Raw genomic sequence first — 16,854 nt, 5'->3', positions numbered from 1 at the left:
AACTTTATCTTGTAACTTCTTTTGACAGAAACTCTTCGTAAAACCCTTTTAATTTATTGCTTTCGCGAACTACTTCTCCGAGTATAATAATTGCTGGTGAACTCAATTTTTTCTCTTTTACAATCTCTAAAATCGAATCTACTGTTCCAACTCCAACTTTCTCTTCGGATGTTGTTCCGTTTTGAATAATCGCAACAGGCAAATCGCCTTTGTCTTCTTTTTGAAACAATTCAATAATCTGAGACAATTTGTGCATTCCCATCAAAATAACGACTGTTGCTGAGGATTGTGCTGCCAAAGCAACATCCGAAGATAATCTTCTGTCGGAAGTTGTTCCTGTGATTGCCCAAAAGCTTTCAGAAACACCTCTTTTTGTAATGGATATTCCCTGACTCGCCGAAACTGCAACTACCGAAGAAATTCCAGGAATTACAGCTGTTTCGATTCCAAAACTTTCTGCAAATTCTATTTCTTCGCTTCCTCGCCCGAAAATAAAAGGGTCTCCTCCTTTTAAACGTACTACGTTTCCGTAGGTTAATGCATTATCAACAATCAATTGATTAATCTGATCCTGCGTGTAAGCATGATTTCCAATTTGTTTTCCAACAAAAATTTTGATGGAATCCTTTGGAGCATGAGCTAATATTTCATCATTCGCCAGGGCATCATACAAAACCACATTCGCTTCAGCCAGTGCTTTTACACCTTTCAGCGTAAGCAATTCCGGATCGCCGGGACCTGCACCGACTAAAGTTACTTTTGGTTTGATATTATGCATTAGCTAATTCCTGTGCTCTGTATTTTTCTATAATAGCAAAAAATGCAATTCCTTCCTGAATGTATTGTTTTGCAAATGCTTCAGTTGGCTCATTTGTATTGATTTGATATACCAATTCTCTGAATGTTGTTGGCAATCCTATTTTTGATGTTGCAATGAAAACAGTATCAAACAAATCAATAATTCCAGCGTGATTGTTTGTTTTTTCGTTTTCAGAAAGCAATAAAGCTTTAGCACCGTTTACAAATCCTGCATAAGCATGATAAATAGCATCTGACCATTTTCCTTCTCCAAATGATTCCTCTGCAAAAGTCAATTTGTCTTTGGCTTCTAATAATAAAGTAGCTACTAAATCAATTACAACACCGGCACATTCTCCAACTCCAACTGCTTTTACGTAGTTATCAGCGTTACCCCAATCAATAAAATCGGCTTCGGTTAGATTCGTTACATCTGCGAAAGGTTTCAGGATTTCGTAGAAATATTTCTCTCCTTTAGCATCATAATAATTAAGGAATTTCTGTCCGTTTCCATTCGCATCGTAATCATTTAAAATCGTACGTAAAGCGTCTGGCCCTCTTCGGCTTGGAATTTTGATTACTTTATCAGCAAAACGTCCTTCTCCGTTTCCTAATCTTCCTCCGCCCAATAAAACCTGCAATGCCGGAGCTACTAATTTTCCTGAATTGATTGACATTCCCTGAAAACCAATGGCCGACATGTTATGTTGTCCACAAGCATTCATACAACCACTGATTTTGATTTCAATTTCATGATTGCTTAAATATTGAGGATATTCTGCTTTAATCACCTTTTCTAATTCATCTGCGATTCCGGTACTGCTTGCAATTCCTAAGTTACAAGTATCTGTTCCCGGACAAGCGGTAATATCTAACGTAGAATTATATCCTAAATGAACAAAATCCAACTTGGCCAATTCCTGATAAAAGAAAGGAAGATTCTCTTCTTTTACGTGACGGATGACAATATTTTGACGCAATGAAAAACGCAGTTCATTTGCTCCATAATTTTTAATCAAATCGGCTAATAATCTGGCTTTATCCGTATAAAAATCTCCTAATAAAACTTTGATTCCGATAGCGTAATACCCTGATTGTTTTTGGGCAATTACATTCGATTTTTTCCACGCTTCATAAGCTGCAGTATCTTCAATTGTAACCTGAGGAACTTCTAATAAAGGTTCCGGAATTGGACCGTCAAAAGCCGTTGTGTCAATTTCGTAGGTTTCAAAAGCGATTGCTTTTTTCTCTTTTTCAACCAAATCAAGGAAAGTATCTCTACCCATTTCTTTGATTAAGAATTTCATACGCGCTTTCATTCTTTTGGCACGCTCACCATATCGGTCAAAAATACGGATGATACCTTCTGCCGTTGGAACGATCTCATTTACGGGAACAAAATCTGAAAGCAATTCGGCATGAGCAGGCTGTGAACCTAAACCTCCACCAAAAACAATTTTAAATCCTTTTTCACCATTTACAACTTTAGGAATAAAACCTAAATCGTGTAAATAACTCAAAGCTGTATCTTCATCAGAAGAAGAGAACGAAATTTTAAACTTACGTCCCATTTCCTGGCAAATAGGATTTCTCAACAAATATTGAAAAAGACCGTGTGCGTAAGGTGAAACATCAAATGGTTCGTTTATATCTACACCTGCCAATTCGCTTCCTGTAATATTTCTAACTGTATTCCCACAAGCCTCACGCAATGTAATATCATCTTTAGCCAGATTTGCCCAAAGTTCAGGGGTTCTATCCAAACTTACGTAGTGAATCTGGATATCCTGACGTGTTGTAATGTGTAAACGTCCTGTAGAATATTCATCAGAAACTTTGGTAATACGTACTAATTGTTCGCTGGTCACTTTACCGTAAGGCAATTTGATACGAATCATCTGAACGCCTTCCTGACGCTGTCCGTAAATTCCTCGTGCTAAACGAAGGCTACGAAAACGCTCATCATCAATAGTTCCTCCGCGAAATGCGTGTATCTTTTTTTCTAAATCGATAATCTCTTTCTGAACTATCGGGTTTTCTATTTCTGTTCTAAAACTTTCCATTTTATTTTTAGTTTTTGGTTGTTGGTTGTTGGTTGTTGGCAATAACTGCCAAACTAAAAACCATCAACCATCATCTATTTTTTTTTATTTACGGCAGGTTGTTAGCAAAATAACTATCAACCAAAAACCATAAACTATCAACTATTTAATAAATCCTACTCCTGCTGTTGTATTGGTTACGGCATCAATTAAAATAAAAGCTCCGTTTGATTTATTTTCATTGTAGGAATCAAAATACAAAGCTTTGCTTAATTTAATACTTACTTCTCCAATTTCATTAATTGCTAATTGTGAGGCCGGAGTAGTTCCTGAATAATCAGTTGCAATTGTATTGGTAACGCTCTCTATTTTAGCTAAAACTCTATTTGTGTTATGCTGTACAAAATATTTAGCTCCTGCAACTAATTTTTTGCTGTCCATCCAACATACAGTAGTCACAATATCTTTTTCAATTTTTGGAAGCTCATCTGATTTTACAATCATATCACCCCTAGTAACATTGATATCATTTTCTAATTCGATTGTGATCGATGAACCTGCACTGGCTTCTGAAAATTCTTTATCGAAAAAGTGAATATTTGTCACTTTTGATTCAGTTAAAGAAGGCAAAACAGTTACAGCATCTCCTACCTTTATTGAGTTTCCGTATAATTTTCCGGCATACCCTCTAAAATCATGATATTCTTCCGTTTTTGGACGAATAACAGTCTGAACCGGGAAACGTGCTTTACCAGCTTCAAAAACATCCGATGAATGCAAATCTTCTAAATGTTCCAAAATCGTTTGACCTTCGTACCAAGGCATTTTACCTAATTTTTCCACTACATTATCTCCAGTCAAAGCGCTCAACGGAATATAACTTACATTTTGCTCCTTGAAAGTGCTTTTAGCATTCAATGCCTGAAAATCGGCTTTGATTTTATTGAAAACTTCTTCAGAATAATCTACTAAATCCATTTTATTGATTGCTACAATAACTTCTTTTACTCTCAACAAATTATTGATAAAAAAGTGACGGTACGTTTGCTCGATAACCCCTTTTCTTGCATCAATTAAAATGATAGAAACCTGTGAAGTCGAAGCTCCCGTAACCATGTTTCTTGTATATTCTACGTGACCCGGAGTATCAGCGATAATGTAACTTTTCTTTGCGGTGGAAAAATAAATATGAGCCACATCAATCGTAATTCCCTGTTCTCTTTCCGCCACTAATCCGTCAGTTGCCAAAGAGAAATCAAGATAATCGTATCCTTTTTGCTTACTGCTTTTTTCGATTGCTTCTATTTTATCAGTAGTCAATGATTTTGTATCGTACAATAATCTTCCTATCAAAGTACTTTTTCCGTCATCTACACTTCCTGCTGTTGCTATTTTTAAAACTTCCATCAGTTTTTATTTTTTATTTTAAATGTTGAATTTCAAATTTTAAATGTTCTCAAAAACAATTCATAATTTAAAATTTATAATTCATAATTATTTTAAAAGTATCCTTGTTGTTTTCTTTTCTCCATTGCTGCTTCAGAACGTTTGTCATCGATTCTGGCTCCTCTTTCTGAAATTGTAGATTCTCTGATTTCACCAACTACTTCAGCAATTGTTGCTGCATAAGAGTCAACTGCTGCTGTACAGCTCATATCACCAACGGTTCTGAAACGAACAATTCTTTCTTCGATTTGCTCATCTTCTTCCTGATAAACAAAAGGAGAATGTGACCAGATCATACCATCTCTAAGGAAAACTTTTCTTTTATGTGAAAAATAAATGGATGGAATTTCGATATGTTCTTTTTCGATATAACTCCAAACATCCAATTCTGTCCAGTTTGAAATTGGAAAAACACGAACGTTTTGACCATTTTCAATTTTCCCGTTCAAAATATCAAACAACTCAGGGCGTTGGTTTTTTTCATCCCATTGACCAAAATCGTCACGAACTGAAAAAATACGTTCCTTAGCTCTTGCTTTTTCCTCGTCACGACGCGCCCCGCCAATACAGGCATCAAATTTAAATTCTTCGATAGCATCTAAAAGTGTAGTAGTCTGCAAACTGTTTCTGCTGGAATATTTTCCAGATTCTTCAACAACTTTACCCGAATCAATAGCATCCTGAACATTCCGAACGATTAACTCCAATCCTAATTCTTCAACTAATTTATCTCTGAAAGCAATTGTTTCAGGAAAATTATGTCCTGTATCAACATGCAAAAGAGGAAACGGAATCTTTGCGGGAAAAAACGCTTTCTGCGCCAAACGTACTAATGTTATGGAATCTTTTCCTCCTGAAAAAAGCAAAACTGGTTTGTCAAACTGAGAAACAACTTCTCTAAAGATGTATATCGCTTCACTTTCTAAAGCATTTGTTTTTAATACTGAACTCATTTTGTTTTTCGTTTTAAAAAAGTTTCAAGTTTCAGGTCTCAGGTTTTTCCGCTGATCTAAAGCTCTCTGCTCGTATTTCTTTATTCTTAATTCTTTTTATGCAATGGATTTAATCCGTTGTTTCATTCTAAATATCCATCGGGTTAAAACCCGACGCTACAATATAAATTATTCCTACGAAACTTTAAATCTATATTCTTTTATTCTATTGTCTTTCTTCTTTTTCTCTACTCTTTCTTCGCACTGTGCAAACCACATTCTTTATGACTGGATTCCCACCACCATCTTCCGGCTCTTATATCTTCTCCAGGAAAAATTGCTCTTGTACAGGGCGCACAGCCAATACTTACAAAACCTTTTTTATGCAATACATTTTGTGGGACATTATTTTCCTGTAAATAATCCTCAACTTCCTGTAATGACCATTTTAATAACGGATTGAATTTGATAATGTCAAAACCGCCATCATATTCAAACAATTGTAAATCATTTCTGTTCTCTGACTGCTCTGCTCTTAAACCAGTAATCCAGACTTTGTTTCCTGCCAAAGCTTTTCTTAACGGAACTACTTTACGGATAAAACAGCATTCTTTTCTGTTTTCAACAGAATCATAAAAGCTATTTGGTCCCTTTAGTTTCAATAAATTTTCTACTGCCGTAGCTTCAGGAAAATAAACCTCAATATGTTTTTTATATTTTTTTAATGTTTTGTGAAAGACATCATATGTTTCCTGAAACAGTCTTCCGGTATCTAAGGTAAAAATGGTAATATCCGTATTACTTTTTGCAATAAAATCAGTAATTACCTGATCTTCCTGACCAAAAGAAGTCGAAAAAATTACTTTTCCCGGATATTGATTTGCTAAAAAAGTCAACGTTTCCTCAAGAGAAAAATCTTTTGTTATATCTAATAATATATTTATATCTTTTACGCTCATATTCTCTATCTTCTAAATATTACAATAATTTAGATAATGTTTTCAAACTTAACAGAATAATTAAAATACCTACAGCAATCATCATTGGTTTTCTTTTAATTTTGTTAACCAGAAACGCTGCTAATGGTGCTGCCATTACCCCTCCTAAAATCAATCCAATAATAATCTGCCAGCCTTCAATTCCGCCAAAAAGCATGAATGTAATTCCACTAGCAAATGAAACGGCAAATTCTGCTGCATTTACAGAACCAATGGTATATCGTGGGTTTCTTCCTCTGCCTAACAAAGTAGAGGTGACGATTGGTCCCCAGCCCCCCCCTCCAACAGCATCCATAAATCCACCAAATGCTGCTAAAATTCCTAATTTTTTGGTTTTCTTTTTAATAACATTTTTTCTTAATGCTTTTTTGATGATAATTAAGGCCAAAACAATCATATAAACCGCAATAAAAGGCTTTATAAAATCTCCATCAATAACATCTGACAATAAATAAGCACCTGTAATGGAGCCTAATACTCCGGGAATCAATAAATTTCTAACTAATTTTTTATTTATATTCCCAAACTTGTGATGCGAAATTGCAGATGCACCAGTAGTAAACATTTCAGCAACGTGAACACCAGTGCTGCTAATTACCGGAGGAACTCCGTAAGCCAGTAAAAATGAAGTTGAAGTCGCTCCATAACCCATTCCTAATGTACCATCAACCAATTGTGCAAATACTCCTATGAAGAAAAAAATCAAAAACTCACTATTAAATCCTGCAATAAAACCATCCCAGGAAAAATCGGCATGATGGTTATATATTAAGGTAGCAATCAAACCCGCTAATAAAACAACCGGTATTACAACCCATAATCGTTCTTTAAAAGAAACATTCGATTTTACATCTACACTATTTACTTTCAATCCTTTTTCCATATTTACAAATGATTCTTTCTTTTTTAATCCATTACCCTATCGGCTTAGTAGATTACTTTGCAAAAGTAACACTTTTTTTTAAATTCGAAATTATTTTTGAGAAAATTTTACAGATTAAAAAGCAATGTCTGCCAGAGAGTTACTTTCTAAGATTTTGAGTGTATTGTCCCTAACCTCAGTCATTAGGCGACGTGCGGCACAATTAGTTTCATCGTCACAATCATCACATTTTTCATAAAAATTGTGACTTGCACATGGCAATAGTGCAATTGGTCCTTCAAGTATGCGGTATACTTTAGCCATACTGATGTCTTTTGGATCTTTTATAAGATAATACCCCCCGCCTTTTCCTTTTTTTGCGCCAAGAAAACCAGAATTTCTAAGTAACAACAAAATACTCTCTAAAAACTTAATAGAGATATGCTCGCTCTTAGCTATTTCCGCAATTTGTACAGGTTCATTATTTTCTCTTCTGGCCAAATAGGTTAAAGCTTTAATTCCGTATTTTGTTTTCTTTGAAAGCATTATAAAATTTTACGAAGAGTATGATGAAATTCATATCAATACCTACAAGTTTTTATCAGCAACAAAAATATGCTTTTTGATTGAAGTTTTACAAAAAGAATATGCCTAAGAATCTTTTATATTTCCGTTTCCTGAACTCCAATTAATTTAAAATCATGAAATAATCTTAAACTTTCTTCCAGCGCTTTTTTCTCGACTACATACGTGTCTGCTATTGAATCATGCCATCCTCTTCCTGAACCTAAAAACGAAAAATTATCAAAAGGGATTAAACGGCATAAACTTCTTTTAAAAGCAGTTCCAAAATTTATTTTTACTCCATTTTCATCAACAACAGTAGTACCTGTGATAAACTTTCCAATCGATCTTCCAAAGATTCCCTCAGTTAAAGTGTAATAAATAATCAATATTGACAGCCCAATTAAATTCCACCCTAAATCTCCTAAACCACTTAACCAATCACCGACACCCTGCATTCCTAAGGCTATTAAAACTCCTGCTACAAATCCAAATATTATAATTCCGATGAAGACAAAAACAATGTCAATAAGGTAATTTAAAAAACGTTTTCCGGTAGAAGCCAATAATGCTTCATCAAGAATATAATCGGAATCACTCATATTTAAGTTGGTTTAATTTGAACAATTAATTTGGTCAAAACAAATATACATTTAATTCTCAATTGTTAAAAAAACAAACGATTTTTAACCATAATAAATTTACAGCTAAAAATCGTTATTATTATTTTAAAGTTGATAATCTTAAGAAAGAGCCTGATCTAAATCAGCAATAATATCTTGTACGGTTTCCAGACCTACAGAAACACGTACCAAACCTTCTGTTATTCCAACTGCTAATTTTTCTTCAACAGACAATTTACTGTGAGTTGTTGATGCCGGGTGCGTTACAATAGTTTTAACGTCACCAATATTTGCCGAAAGCGAACATAATTTAATCTTGTTCAAAAATGTTCTTCCTGCTTCGAGACCTCCTTTAATTTCAATTGCAATAATATTACCGCCTAAAAGCATTTGTTTTTTGGCAACTTCATATTTTGGATGTGATTTTAAAAAAGGATATTTTATACTATTCACATTCGGATGACTTTCTAAAAACTCAGCCACTTTCAGCGCATTTTCGCAATGCCTGTCGACACGAACAGCAAGAGTCTCTAAACTTTTAGACAATACCCAAGCATTAAATGGTGACATTGCCGGTCCTGTATTTCTTGAAAACAAGTATATTTTACGAATTAACTCAGCATCTCCAACCGCAACTCCTCCCAAAACGCGACCTTGACCATCCATCAATTTTGTTGCCGAGTGAACGACAATATGTGCACCATATTTAATAGGCTGTTGAATATATGGTGTTGCAAAACAGTTATCAATAATTAAAATCAAATTGTGCTTCTTAGCTATCTGACCCAAAAATTCCAAATCAATAACATCAACACCCGGATTTGTAGGTGTCTCAGCGTACAAGATTTTAGTATTTGGTTGAATACAACTTTCTATTGTTTCCGGTTTATTAATATCAAAATAGGTAGTTTCAATCTTCCATTTCGGAAAATAAGTCATAAACAAAGCATGGGTCGACCCAAAAACACTTCCTGCAGAAACAATATGATCACCAGAATCTAACAAAGCGGCAAAAGTCGAATAAATCGCTGCCATTCCAGTTGCAAAAGCATAACCTGCCTCTGCTCCTTCCATCGCACAAACCTTATCTACAAATTCTGTTGTGTTTGGATTACTGAAACGGGAATAAATATTACGTACTTTTTCTTCAGTAAATGATGCTCTCATGTCCTCCGCATCTTCAAATACAAAACTTGATGATAAATATAAAGGAGTAGAATGTTCCTGAAATTGTGTTTTTTCTAAATGTGTTCTGATGGCTTGAGTTTCAAAACCAAATTCTTGTTCGTTCATTTTGTTTTTTGTTTAACACGAATTGCGCCAATTGACACTAATTCGTCGTTTTTAAATTTCACAAAGACTCGCAAAAAGCTCAGAGATTCACTAAGAAATAGATGCGAATTTTATTATTTGACAATAGATCTGAGAATTATCTAATTGACTAATTTTCTAATTATTTTATTTTTCTAATTCCACGCCGTTCAAAACTACTTTGTAATGAATTGTTGCCGTTGGTTCTATTGTTTTAGAAACCGAGCAATATTTTTCGAATGATAATTGTGCTGCTTTTGCCGCTTTGTCTTCTTTAATATTTCCTTCTAAAGAAAATACTACATAAATATCTTTAAATGGTTTGGCTTCTCCTAACTGTACACGTTCGCCTTCAACCTCAGCTTTAAAAGAAGTAATTTCCTGACGTTGCTTCTTTAAAATCGAAATCATATCAATTCCGCTGCAGCCTGCAACTCCCATTAAAACTAATTCCATAGGACTTGGTCCCATATCGTTACCCCCAAATTCAGGTCTTGCATCAACATTTACTACATGTCCACGTTCATTTTTTAATTGAAAATGGAAGTTTTCGTTTACTCTGTCTAATGTTATTTTCATTTTTTTAGTGTCTTAATTTATTGTTTTACTTTGGTAAATGCCATTTTAATTGCCATTGAAGTTAAAACTCCAGCCATAAACCATTTTTGAACTTTTAACCATGATGGATTCTTCGCAAAAAATGTTGCGATTTTTGCTGCAGTTAAAACGATTGCAAAATTAATTGTAAAACTTACCACAACCTGCGTTATACCAAGTTCTAAACTTTGTGTCATAACCGAACCGTATTCCGGTTTAATAAACTGCGGGAAAAATGATAAATAAAATACGGCTATTTTGGGGTTTAACACACTCGTTAAAAACCCAATGCTAAATAATTTTTTTGGTTTATCTATAGCTAAATTTTCATTCGGTTGAAAAAGATTTTTCCCATTTGGTCTTACGACCTGAAAAGCCAGGTATAAAAGGTAAACAACTCCGGAAATTTTTAGAATGTTATAAGCCATTGGAACTGCAAAAAGTAGTGCTGTGATTCCAAAAGAAACTAGGATGATATGAAAGAAAAAGCCAGAAACAATTCCTGTGAGCGATATTATTCCTGCTTTTTTACCTTGAGTAATGGAGCGCGAAATAAGATACATCATATTTGGACCTGGTGTAAGTACAAGTAATAAAGCCGCCAAAATAAAAATTGCAAGTTCGTTTAATGGTATCATATTTTATTATTTAAGTTAACATTATACTATTTTCTCAGACGATTGCTCCTTTGTTAAAAAGACAAATTTGCAAAGAATCTAAATCAATTACCCTTTATCAGACAATCTTAAAATATCTCCAAATACTCCTCTTGCTGTTACAGCAGAACCTGCTCCGGCTCCCTGTATTACGATTGGTCGGTCTCCATAAGATTCTGTGTAAATTTCGAAGAAAGAGTCTGAACCTTTTAATCCTCCAAGTGCAGTATCACAAGGTACTGAAACTAATTTTACTTCCAGATTTCCTTTATCGTTTTGCAAATCACCAGACAATTCACCAATGTATCGTAACACATGATTTGGTTTTTGTTCTGCTTTTATTTTATCGTAAATTGGGTCGAATTCTTTTAGTTTGGTTAAGAAATCAGAAACATTTCCTTCACGTAAATGTTCCGGAATTAAATTCTGAATGGAGATTTCTTCAAATTCATTTTGTAAATCTAATTCTCTGGCCAAAATCAATAATTTTCTTCCCACGTCATTTCCGCATAAATCCTCACGAGGATCCGGTTCTGTGTATCCGTTATCAATTGCTTCCTTTAGAATTTCACTGAACGGAGCGTCTTTTGCAGAGAAATTATTGAATAAATAACTCAACGTTCCAGAAAATACCCCTTTTATTTTGGTAATATTTTCTCCTGAAAGATGTAGTAATTTTATTGTATCGATTAATGGCAATCCGGCACCAACATTAGTTTCGTACAAATAATTCTTTTGATTTTCTGCCAGTACTTTTCTTAATTCCTTATAAAAACCATAAGTCAACGTATTGGCTACTTTATTAGAAGAAATCAAGTCAAAACTGCTTTCTGCAAGTGGAATATAATTTTCTACAAAAGAAGCACTTGCAGTATTATCAATCGCAATTAAATTCTCTAAATGATATTTATCTGCATACTCAATAATATCCTGAATAGTGTATTCGAGCCCTTTGCTCTGAATTTCATTTTTCCAGTCAGCAGTCACACCATTTTTATTTAAAATCAGTTTTTTAGAATTCGCAATGGCAAAAACATTCAGCTTAATATCCTTACGCTTTTCGATGGCTGAAGCCGATTCTAAAATTTGGTTGATTAAAGTTCCGCCCACTAATCCATGTCCAAAAATCGCAATATTTATTTTTTTGGAAACTCCAAAAATCTCCCCGTGGATTACATTTAAAGCTTTATTAAGCTCCGATTTTTTAACCACCAAACTCACGTTTTTACCCGTCACAGTGTTGTTAAACAATATCGGAACAATTTTATTTTTGATTAATGCTGTGTAGGGTTTATGGAAAGTGCTCAAATCCTGACCGATGATCGAAATAACCGAAACATTATCCGTTACTGTGATTTGATTGACATCTTTCGAATAAAAGTCATTTTCGAATTCTTTCTCCAGTTCCACCATTGCTGTAGTCGCTTTCTCGGTGGCAACAACCAATCCAATTCCTCTTTCTGAAGAACCTTGAGAAATAATACTTACACTGATATTATGATCGCCCATTACCTTAAAAATTCGGGCATCGACTCCTGCTTTTCCAAGTAATCCACGACCTTCAAGGTTTAGAAGAGAAACATTTTCAAGAACAGAAAGTGTTTTGATTCCTTCTTTCGCTGAATCGGAAGTAATTAAAGTACCGCGATTTTCATGATTGAATGTATTTAAAATTCGAAGCGGGATATTTTTTTCCAACAAAGGAATAATCGTTTTGGCATGCAAAATGGTAGCTCCAAAATTCGCTAATTCATTTGCTTCATTGAATGATAAAAATTCTATTTTTTTTGCATCTGCAACTAAATCAGGATTTGCCGTATAGATTCCGTCAACGTGTGTAAAGTTTTGTAATTCTTCGGCATTTAAATAATTAGCAATTAAAGAAGCAGTATAATTACTACCGTTTCTTCCTAAAGTTGTCGTGTCATTGTTATTGTTAGACCCAATAAATCCTGTTACAACATTAACTGTATTTCCATTATGTTTCTTAAAATAATTGATGACATTTTTCTTAGAAAGCTGTTCTAAAGGCTGTGCATCACCAAATTTAGAATCAGTTTTTAGTAACTCCCTTGAATCGGCAAAATTAGCCGGAATCCCATTTTCGATTAAAATAGCAGTCAGTAATTTTGCAGACAGTAATTCACCTTTAGATAAAATCTGATCCTTGATTTTATTGCTGTAATCGCCAATCAGGCTTACCCCTTCAAAAAGCTTGTCCAGAACAGTAAACTCTTCAGACAAATCAACGTGTGGATAATCAGAAATCTGATAGGTTTTGAAATTTTCTAATAATCGTTTGTAATCACCATTTTTAGCGGCAATTTTTAAAATGTATTCTAATTCATCTGTAGCATTTCCTCTTGCAGAAACTACTACGGCAATTTTTTCACCTTGGTTTACTTTCTCGGCAATTATAGAGATTACTTTGTTAAGCCCTTCTCCGTTTGATAATGATTTACCTCCAAATTTTAATATTTTCATTGTATTTTTTATTATTTTCTGCTTAAAAAATAGCAGCCAGTAAATTATCTAATTGTTTGTACTCAATTAAAAAAGCATCATGTCCGTGTACCGAATTTATTTCGCTGTAAAAAACATTTTTTTTGAACTTTTTTAACTCCTGAAACGTTTCCTGATTTTCTTTTGGTGTAAAAAACAAATCAGAATCGATTGCGATAATATGGATATCTGCGTTTGTTTTTGACATTAAAGTTTTAAAATCCTCTCCGTTTCTGGTAATATCTATTGTTTTGAGCAATTGGTTCATTAGTTTATAAGAAGCCAACTGATATCTTTTTTGTAATTTATCTCCGTGGTGTGCCAGCCAGCTTTCAATATTAAAAATCAAAAGATCCTGATTAATGGTTCTCTGAAATTTTTCCTTGAATGATTCCGGAGAACGATAGCACAACATGGCATGAATTCTGGCATCTTGAATTGGTTTTGATGAATTGTTCAGGATTTGTTCCTGTAAAAAACAATTCGCAATCATCCAGTCTGTCGATTTCCAATCTGTTGCTATCGGAATTAAATGTTTGGTAATATTAGGTTCAAGTGCCAGCATTTCCCAGGCAATCCCACCGCCTACAGAACCTCCGATAATAGCATAAATCGGTTCAATTTTTAAAGCTTCGATTCCTTTCAAAAAAATACGGGCAACATCCCTGGCCGTAAAATCCTGATAATTTTCGATACTAAAAGAATCGTTTCCGTTACCCGGAACATTAAATGCTAATACTGAATATTTAGTAGTGTCAATTGTTTTTCCCTCACCAATCAAATCATTCCACCAGCCATTTTCTCCGGTAACTTGTGCATTTCCTGTTAAGGCATGATTCACCAGAATAATTGGCGCACTGTGAAGCGGCAAACCAAAAAGTGCAAAACTTAAGGGCAATAAATTATATGAAACACCACTTTCGGTAGTGAAATTTTTTAATATGATAGGGTTTGGTATACTTTCCAATTTCAAATCTTTTATTTTTTTGATTTGTATATGGAAATATTAGAAAGAAAGTCTAGAACGAAACTAGAAAAACTCTTTTTGTTATCTTTCCACGTTGGGCGTGGTAGAATGCAGCACCTTCTTCGCTTTACCGAAGGGTTGCTAAGGATTCATCGGGTCTAATCCCTCGTCCTTTCTTTATAACATTTCAATACGTTTCTGAACTTAAAGGTGCAAATTAAGCACTATTTTATTAAACAAACAAATTTATCTGAACAGATTCTTTTGATTATTCAATATATCACAAACTAAACTATTGTGCGCAAAAAATTACCGAACAAATTGCCCAGTAAATTTAAGCAGGTTATTACCTATTTGAAAAACTTTTTGATTTTAAATAAAAAGTGTTTCATTTTCTTTAGAATACATTAAAAACAATAAAGAGTTAGGCTCTTTCTTTTCCTCTGTGATATCCGCCTCTGTGATTCCGAATCTTGGATGTATCAATTCGTTTTTTGGCGGTGGAATATTTCTTTTTGTCCTAATGTTTTTCAATGTTGAGAATGTCTTAGCTAAATAGTTTAAAGTATTCATAATATTAAGTTTAGTTTGTTTGTGTTTTTATATTTATTATTTTTTTATTTTTTTTTTACAGCAAGCTGATAAAATAAAAAAACCCTTTTGGATTAGATACCAAAAGGGTTAAGTCGTTTTTAACTTTACTATACTTTTGGAATCAGCAGACGCATACGCAAATAAATGCGACATTGAACATCTTGTTCAACTGTAGGGAATTATCCATCTGTGATTTATTTGTTATTTTTAAAAAATTCATTTTGTCTAAATTAAAAAGCCTCTCAAAAAAACTGGGAGGCTTTGCTATATAAATATTGTTCTTACAATTTAAGCAATAAACACCCCAACATTTTTATCGGAAATGACATAATACATTTTATAGGAATTAAAATCCATTTCTGATAGCTTTTGGTTGTAACAAATATGCAACTATTTTTTTAATATGCCAAACAATTCATACGAAAAGACTTAAAAAAAATAATTTTAATTTTAAAAAAACATCTTACAAATCATATTTTACCATTATTTAAAAAAAATCTTACAATAAAATTTTGAACAACACGATTTCAAAGAACATATAAAACTAAAAAGTTAACTTAAAAACTATTACTTATAAAAATCACCTTCAGTAAACCAATTTACTAAAGGCAATTTTTCAAACAAAAAACAAAAAATTTAGTTCTTATTAGTACTATATTGTGATTGGGCTACACTTTCAAAAACCGTTTGCAGATCGGCAATTAAATCTTCGATATGTTCAATTCCAACAGAAAGGCGAATCAAATCTTTTGAAACTCCTGTCTCTAATTGCTCCTTATCCGTTAATTGCTGATGTGTGGTACTGGCAGGATGAATAATTAGCGATTTGGTATCACCGATATTAGCCAAAAGAGAAAATAATTTAGTTTCGTCAACAACTTTTTTTGCTGCTTCAAATCCGCCTTGCAAACCAAATGTTATGATTCCGCTTTGACCTTCAGGCAAATATTCCTGAGCTAAATCATAATACTTACTAGATTTTAAACCTGGATAATTGACCCAAACTACCTGATCCTGTTTTTCTAGCCATTGTGCTAAAGCCAAGGCATTCTCGCTGTGCTTTTTAATTCGGATGGGCAAGGTTTCCAGTCCCTGGATAATTTGAAAAGCATTAAACGGACTCAAAGCCGAACCGAAATCACGCAATCCTTCAATTCTTGCCTTGGTAATAAAAGCAGCATTACCTAAAGCTTCATGATAAACTAAACCATGATATCCTGCGGATGGTTCTGTAAACTCCGAAAATTTTCCGTTAGACCAGTCAAAAGTTCCGGCATCAATAATAACACCTCCTAATGAAGTTCCGTTTCCGGAAATATATTTAGTCAGAGAATGAATTACAATATTAGCCCCATACTCAATTGGATTTAATAAATAAGGTGTTGCGACTGTATTATCGACAATAAAAGGTACTTTGAAATTTCTGGCTGCCAGCGAAATTGCTTTTAAATCCAGTACATCCAATTTCGGGTTACCTAAAGATTCTACGAAAAAGGCCCGTGTGTTTTCTTTTGTAGCCTTATTGAAATTCTCTGCTCTTGAAGGATCTACAAATGTTGTTGTAATTCCTAAGCGGGGCAAGGTCACTTTTAAAAGATTATATGTGCCTCCGTATAAACTATTTGATGCCACAATATGATCGCCAGCTTTTAGCAAAGTCAAAAAGGTTGTGGCAATTGCCGATGCACCAGACGCTGTTACAACAGCGGCTATTCCACCTTCGAGTGCAGCGAGTCGTTGTTCTAACACATCATTGGTCGGATTATTTAACCTTGTGTAAATAAATCCAGATTCGGCCAAACTAAATAAATTAGCAGCATGGTCTGAATTATTAAAAACATAGGAGGATGTCTGATAAATTGGTACTGCTCTAGTTCCACCATTTTTAGTTACGTCGTGTCCTGCGTGTAGTGCATTAGTTGCGAATTTTTTTGTGCCCATGATTTCTTAGTTTAAGTATTA

Annotated in this window: 15 protein-coding genes and 1 riboswitch; all 15 genes read right to left on the bottom strand. The window is 33.9% G+C overall.

The window, feature by feature from the left end; genetic code table 11:
• Positions 1-4: 4 nt before the first annotated feature.
• Positions 5-778: a uroporphyrinogen-III C-methyltransferase gene (cobA, locus tag ABI657_RS02440; RefSeq protein ID WP_348095648.1), complete on the bottom strand. Its 774-nt coding sequence runs from the start codon at positions 776-778 to the stop codon at positions 5-7.
• Positions 771-2,861, bottom strand: a complete 2,091-nt coding sequence (locus ABI657_RS02435; RefSeq protein ID WP_348095647.1) for a nitrite/sulfite reductase — start codon at positions 2,859-2,861, stop codon at positions 771-773. The genes cobA and ABI657_RS02435 overlap by 8 nt, the downstream gene beginning before the upstream one ends.
• 141 nt (positions 2,862-3,002) lie before the next feature.
• Positions 3,003-4,247, bottom strand: coding sequence for a GTP-binding protein (locus ABI657_RS02430; protein ID WP_348095646.1), 1,245 nt, complete (start codon positions 4,245-4,247; stop codon positions 3,003-3,005).
• A gap of 92 nt (positions 4,248-4,339) precedes the next feature.
• Entirely contained in the window at positions 4,340-5,239 is a 900-nt protein-coding gene (cysD, locus tag ABI657_RS02425) for a sulfate adenylyltransferase subunit CysD (protein WP_348095645.1), read from the bottom strand.
• 227 nt (positions 5,240-5,466) lie between these two features.
• Positions 5,467-6,177, bottom strand: a complete 711-nt coding sequence (locus ABI657_RS02420; RefSeq protein WP_348095644.1) for a phosphoadenylyl-sulfate reductase — start codon at positions 6,175-6,177, stop codon at positions 5,467-5,469.
• Positions 6,178-6,196: 19 nt separating this feature from the next.
• Positions 6,197-7,099, bottom strand: a complete 903-nt coding sequence (locus ABI657_RS02415) for a sulfite exporter TauE/SafE family protein (RefSeq protein ID WP_348095643.1) — start codon at positions 7,097-7,099, stop codon at positions 6,197-6,199.
• 114 nt (positions 7,100-7,213) lie between these two features.
• Entirely contained in the window at positions 7,214-7,624 is a 411-nt protein-coding gene (locus tag ABI657_RS02410) for an Rrf2 family transcriptional regulator (RefSeq protein WP_171571391.1), read from the bottom strand.
• Between the two features lie 116 nt (positions 7,625-7,740).
• Positions 7,741-8,244, bottom strand: a complete 504-nt coding sequence (locus ABI657_RS02405; protein WP_348095642.1) for an RDD family protein — start codon at positions 8,242-8,244, stop codon at positions 7,741-7,743.
• A 141-nt stretch (positions 8,245-8,385) separates the two neighbouring features.
• On the bottom strand, positions 8,386-9,558 hold the full coding sequence (locus ABI657_RS02400) for an aminotransferase class I/II-fold pyridoxal phosphate-dependent enzyme (RefSeq protein WP_348095641.1): 1,173 nt from the start codon (positions 9,556-9,558) through the stop codon (positions 8,386-8,388).
• 165 nt (positions 9,559-9,723) lie between these two features.
• Entirely contained in the window at positions 9,724-10,155 is a 432-nt protein-coding gene (locus ABI657_RS02395; protein WP_348095640.1) for an OsmC family protein, read from the bottom strand.
• A 17-nt stretch (positions 10,156-10,172) separates the two neighbouring features.
• The gene (locus ABI657_RS02390) at positions 10,173-10,811 is read right to left on the bottom strand and encodes a LysE family translocator (RefSeq protein ID WP_348095639.1); all 639 of its coding nucleotides are present in this window, start codon (positions 10,809-10,811) and stop codon (positions 10,173-10,175) included.
• Between the two features lie 87 nt (positions 10,812-10,898).
• A complete protein-coding gene (gene thrA / locus ABI657_RS02385) occupies positions 10,899-13,313 on the bottom strand; it encodes a bifunctional aspartate kinase/homoserine dehydrogenase I (RefSeq protein ID WP_348095638.1) in 2,415 nt (804 codons plus the stop codon).
• Between the two features lie 22 nt (positions 13,314-13,335).
• Positions 13,336-14,298 carry an alpha/beta fold hydrolase gene (locus ABI657_RS02380; RefSeq protein WP_348095637.1) on the bottom strand — a complete coding sequence of 321 codons (963 nt, stop codon included), beginning with the start codon at positions 14,296-14,298 and terminating at the stop codon, positions 13,336-13,338.
• A gap of 78 nt (positions 14,299-14,376) precedes the next feature.
• A riboswitch (SAM riboswitch) is annotated at positions 14,377-14,484 on the bottom strand.
• 186 nt (positions 14,485-14,670) lie between these two features.
• Entirely contained in the window at positions 14,671-14,871 is a 201-nt protein-coding gene (locus ABI657_RS02375) for a hypothetical protein (protein WP_348095636.1), read from the bottom strand.
• 657 nt (positions 14,872-15,528) lie between these two features.
• Positions 15,529-16,833, bottom strand: a complete 1,305-nt coding sequence (locus ABI657_RS02370) for an O-acetylhomoserine aminocarboxypropyltransferase/cysteine synthase family protein (protein ID WP_348095635.1) — start codon at positions 16,831-16,833, stop codon at positions 15,529-15,531.
• Positions 16,834-16,854 lie beyond the last annotated feature (21 nt).

The organism is Flavobacterium sp. (genome assembly GCF_039930565.1).
In the GTDB taxonomy this organism is placed as follows: domain Bacteria; phylum Bacteroidota; class Bacteroidia; order Flavobacteriales; family Flavobacteriaceae; genus Flavobacterium.
This window is presented reverse-complemented; position numbering and strand designations above follow the sequence as displayed.

Bases quoted from the DNA above. Each gene is read 5' to 3' on its own strand.
- cobA (WP_348095648.1), bottom strand. From the start codon at position 778: ATGCATAATATCAAACCAAAAGTAACTTTAGTCGGTGCAGGTCCCGGC.
- ABI657_RS02435 (WP_348095647.1), bottom strand. From the start codon at position 2,861: ATGGAAAGTTTTAGAACAGAAATAGAAAACCCGATAGTTCAGAAAGAG.
- ABI657_RS02430 (WP_348095646.1), bottom strand. From the start codon at position 4,247: ATGGAAGTTTTAAAAATAGCAACAGCAGGAAGTGTAGATGACGGAAAA.
- cysD (WP_348095645.1), bottom strand. From the start codon at position 5,239: ATGAGTTCAGTATTAAAAACAAATGCTTTAGAAAGTGAAGCGATATAC.
- ABI657_RS02420 (WP_348095644.1), bottom strand. From the start codon at position 6,177: ATGAGCGTAAAAGATATAAATATATTATTAGATATAACAAAAGATTTT.
- ABI657_RS02415 (WP_348095643.1), bottom strand. From the start codon at position 7,099: ATGGAAAAAGGATTGAAAGTAAATAGTGTAGATGTAAAATCGAATGTT.
- ABI657_RS02410 (WP_171571391.1), bottom strand. From the start codon at position 7,624: ATGCTTTCAAAGAAAACAAAATACGGAATTAAAGCTTTAACCTATTTG.
- ABI657_RS02405 (WP_348095642.1), bottom strand. From the start codon at position 8,244: ATGAGTGATTCCGATTATATTCTTGATGAAGCATTATTGGCTTCTACC.
- ABI657_RS02400 (WP_348095641.1), bottom strand. From the start codon at position 9,558: ATGAACGAACAAGAATTTGGTTTTGAAACTCAAGCCATCAGAACACAT.
- ABI657_RS02395 (WP_348095640.1), bottom strand. From the start codon at position 10,155: ATGAAAATAACATTAGACAGAGTAAACGAAAACTTCCATTTTCAATTA.
- ABI657_RS02390 (WP_348095639.1), bottom strand. From the start codon at position 10,811: ATGATACCATTAAACGAACTTGCAATTTTTATTTTGGCGGCTTTATTA.
- thrA (WP_348095638.1), bottom strand. From the start codon at position 13,313: ATGAAAATATTAAAATTTGGAGGTAAATCATTATCAAACGGAGAAGGG.
- ABI657_RS02375 (WP_348095636.1), bottom strand. From the start codon at position 14,871: ATGAATACTTTAAACTATTTAGCTAAGACATTCTCAACATTGAAAAAC.
- ABI657_RS02370 (WP_348095635.1), bottom strand. From the start codon at position 16,833: ATGGGCACAAAAAAATTCGCAACTAATGCACTACACGCAGGACACGAC.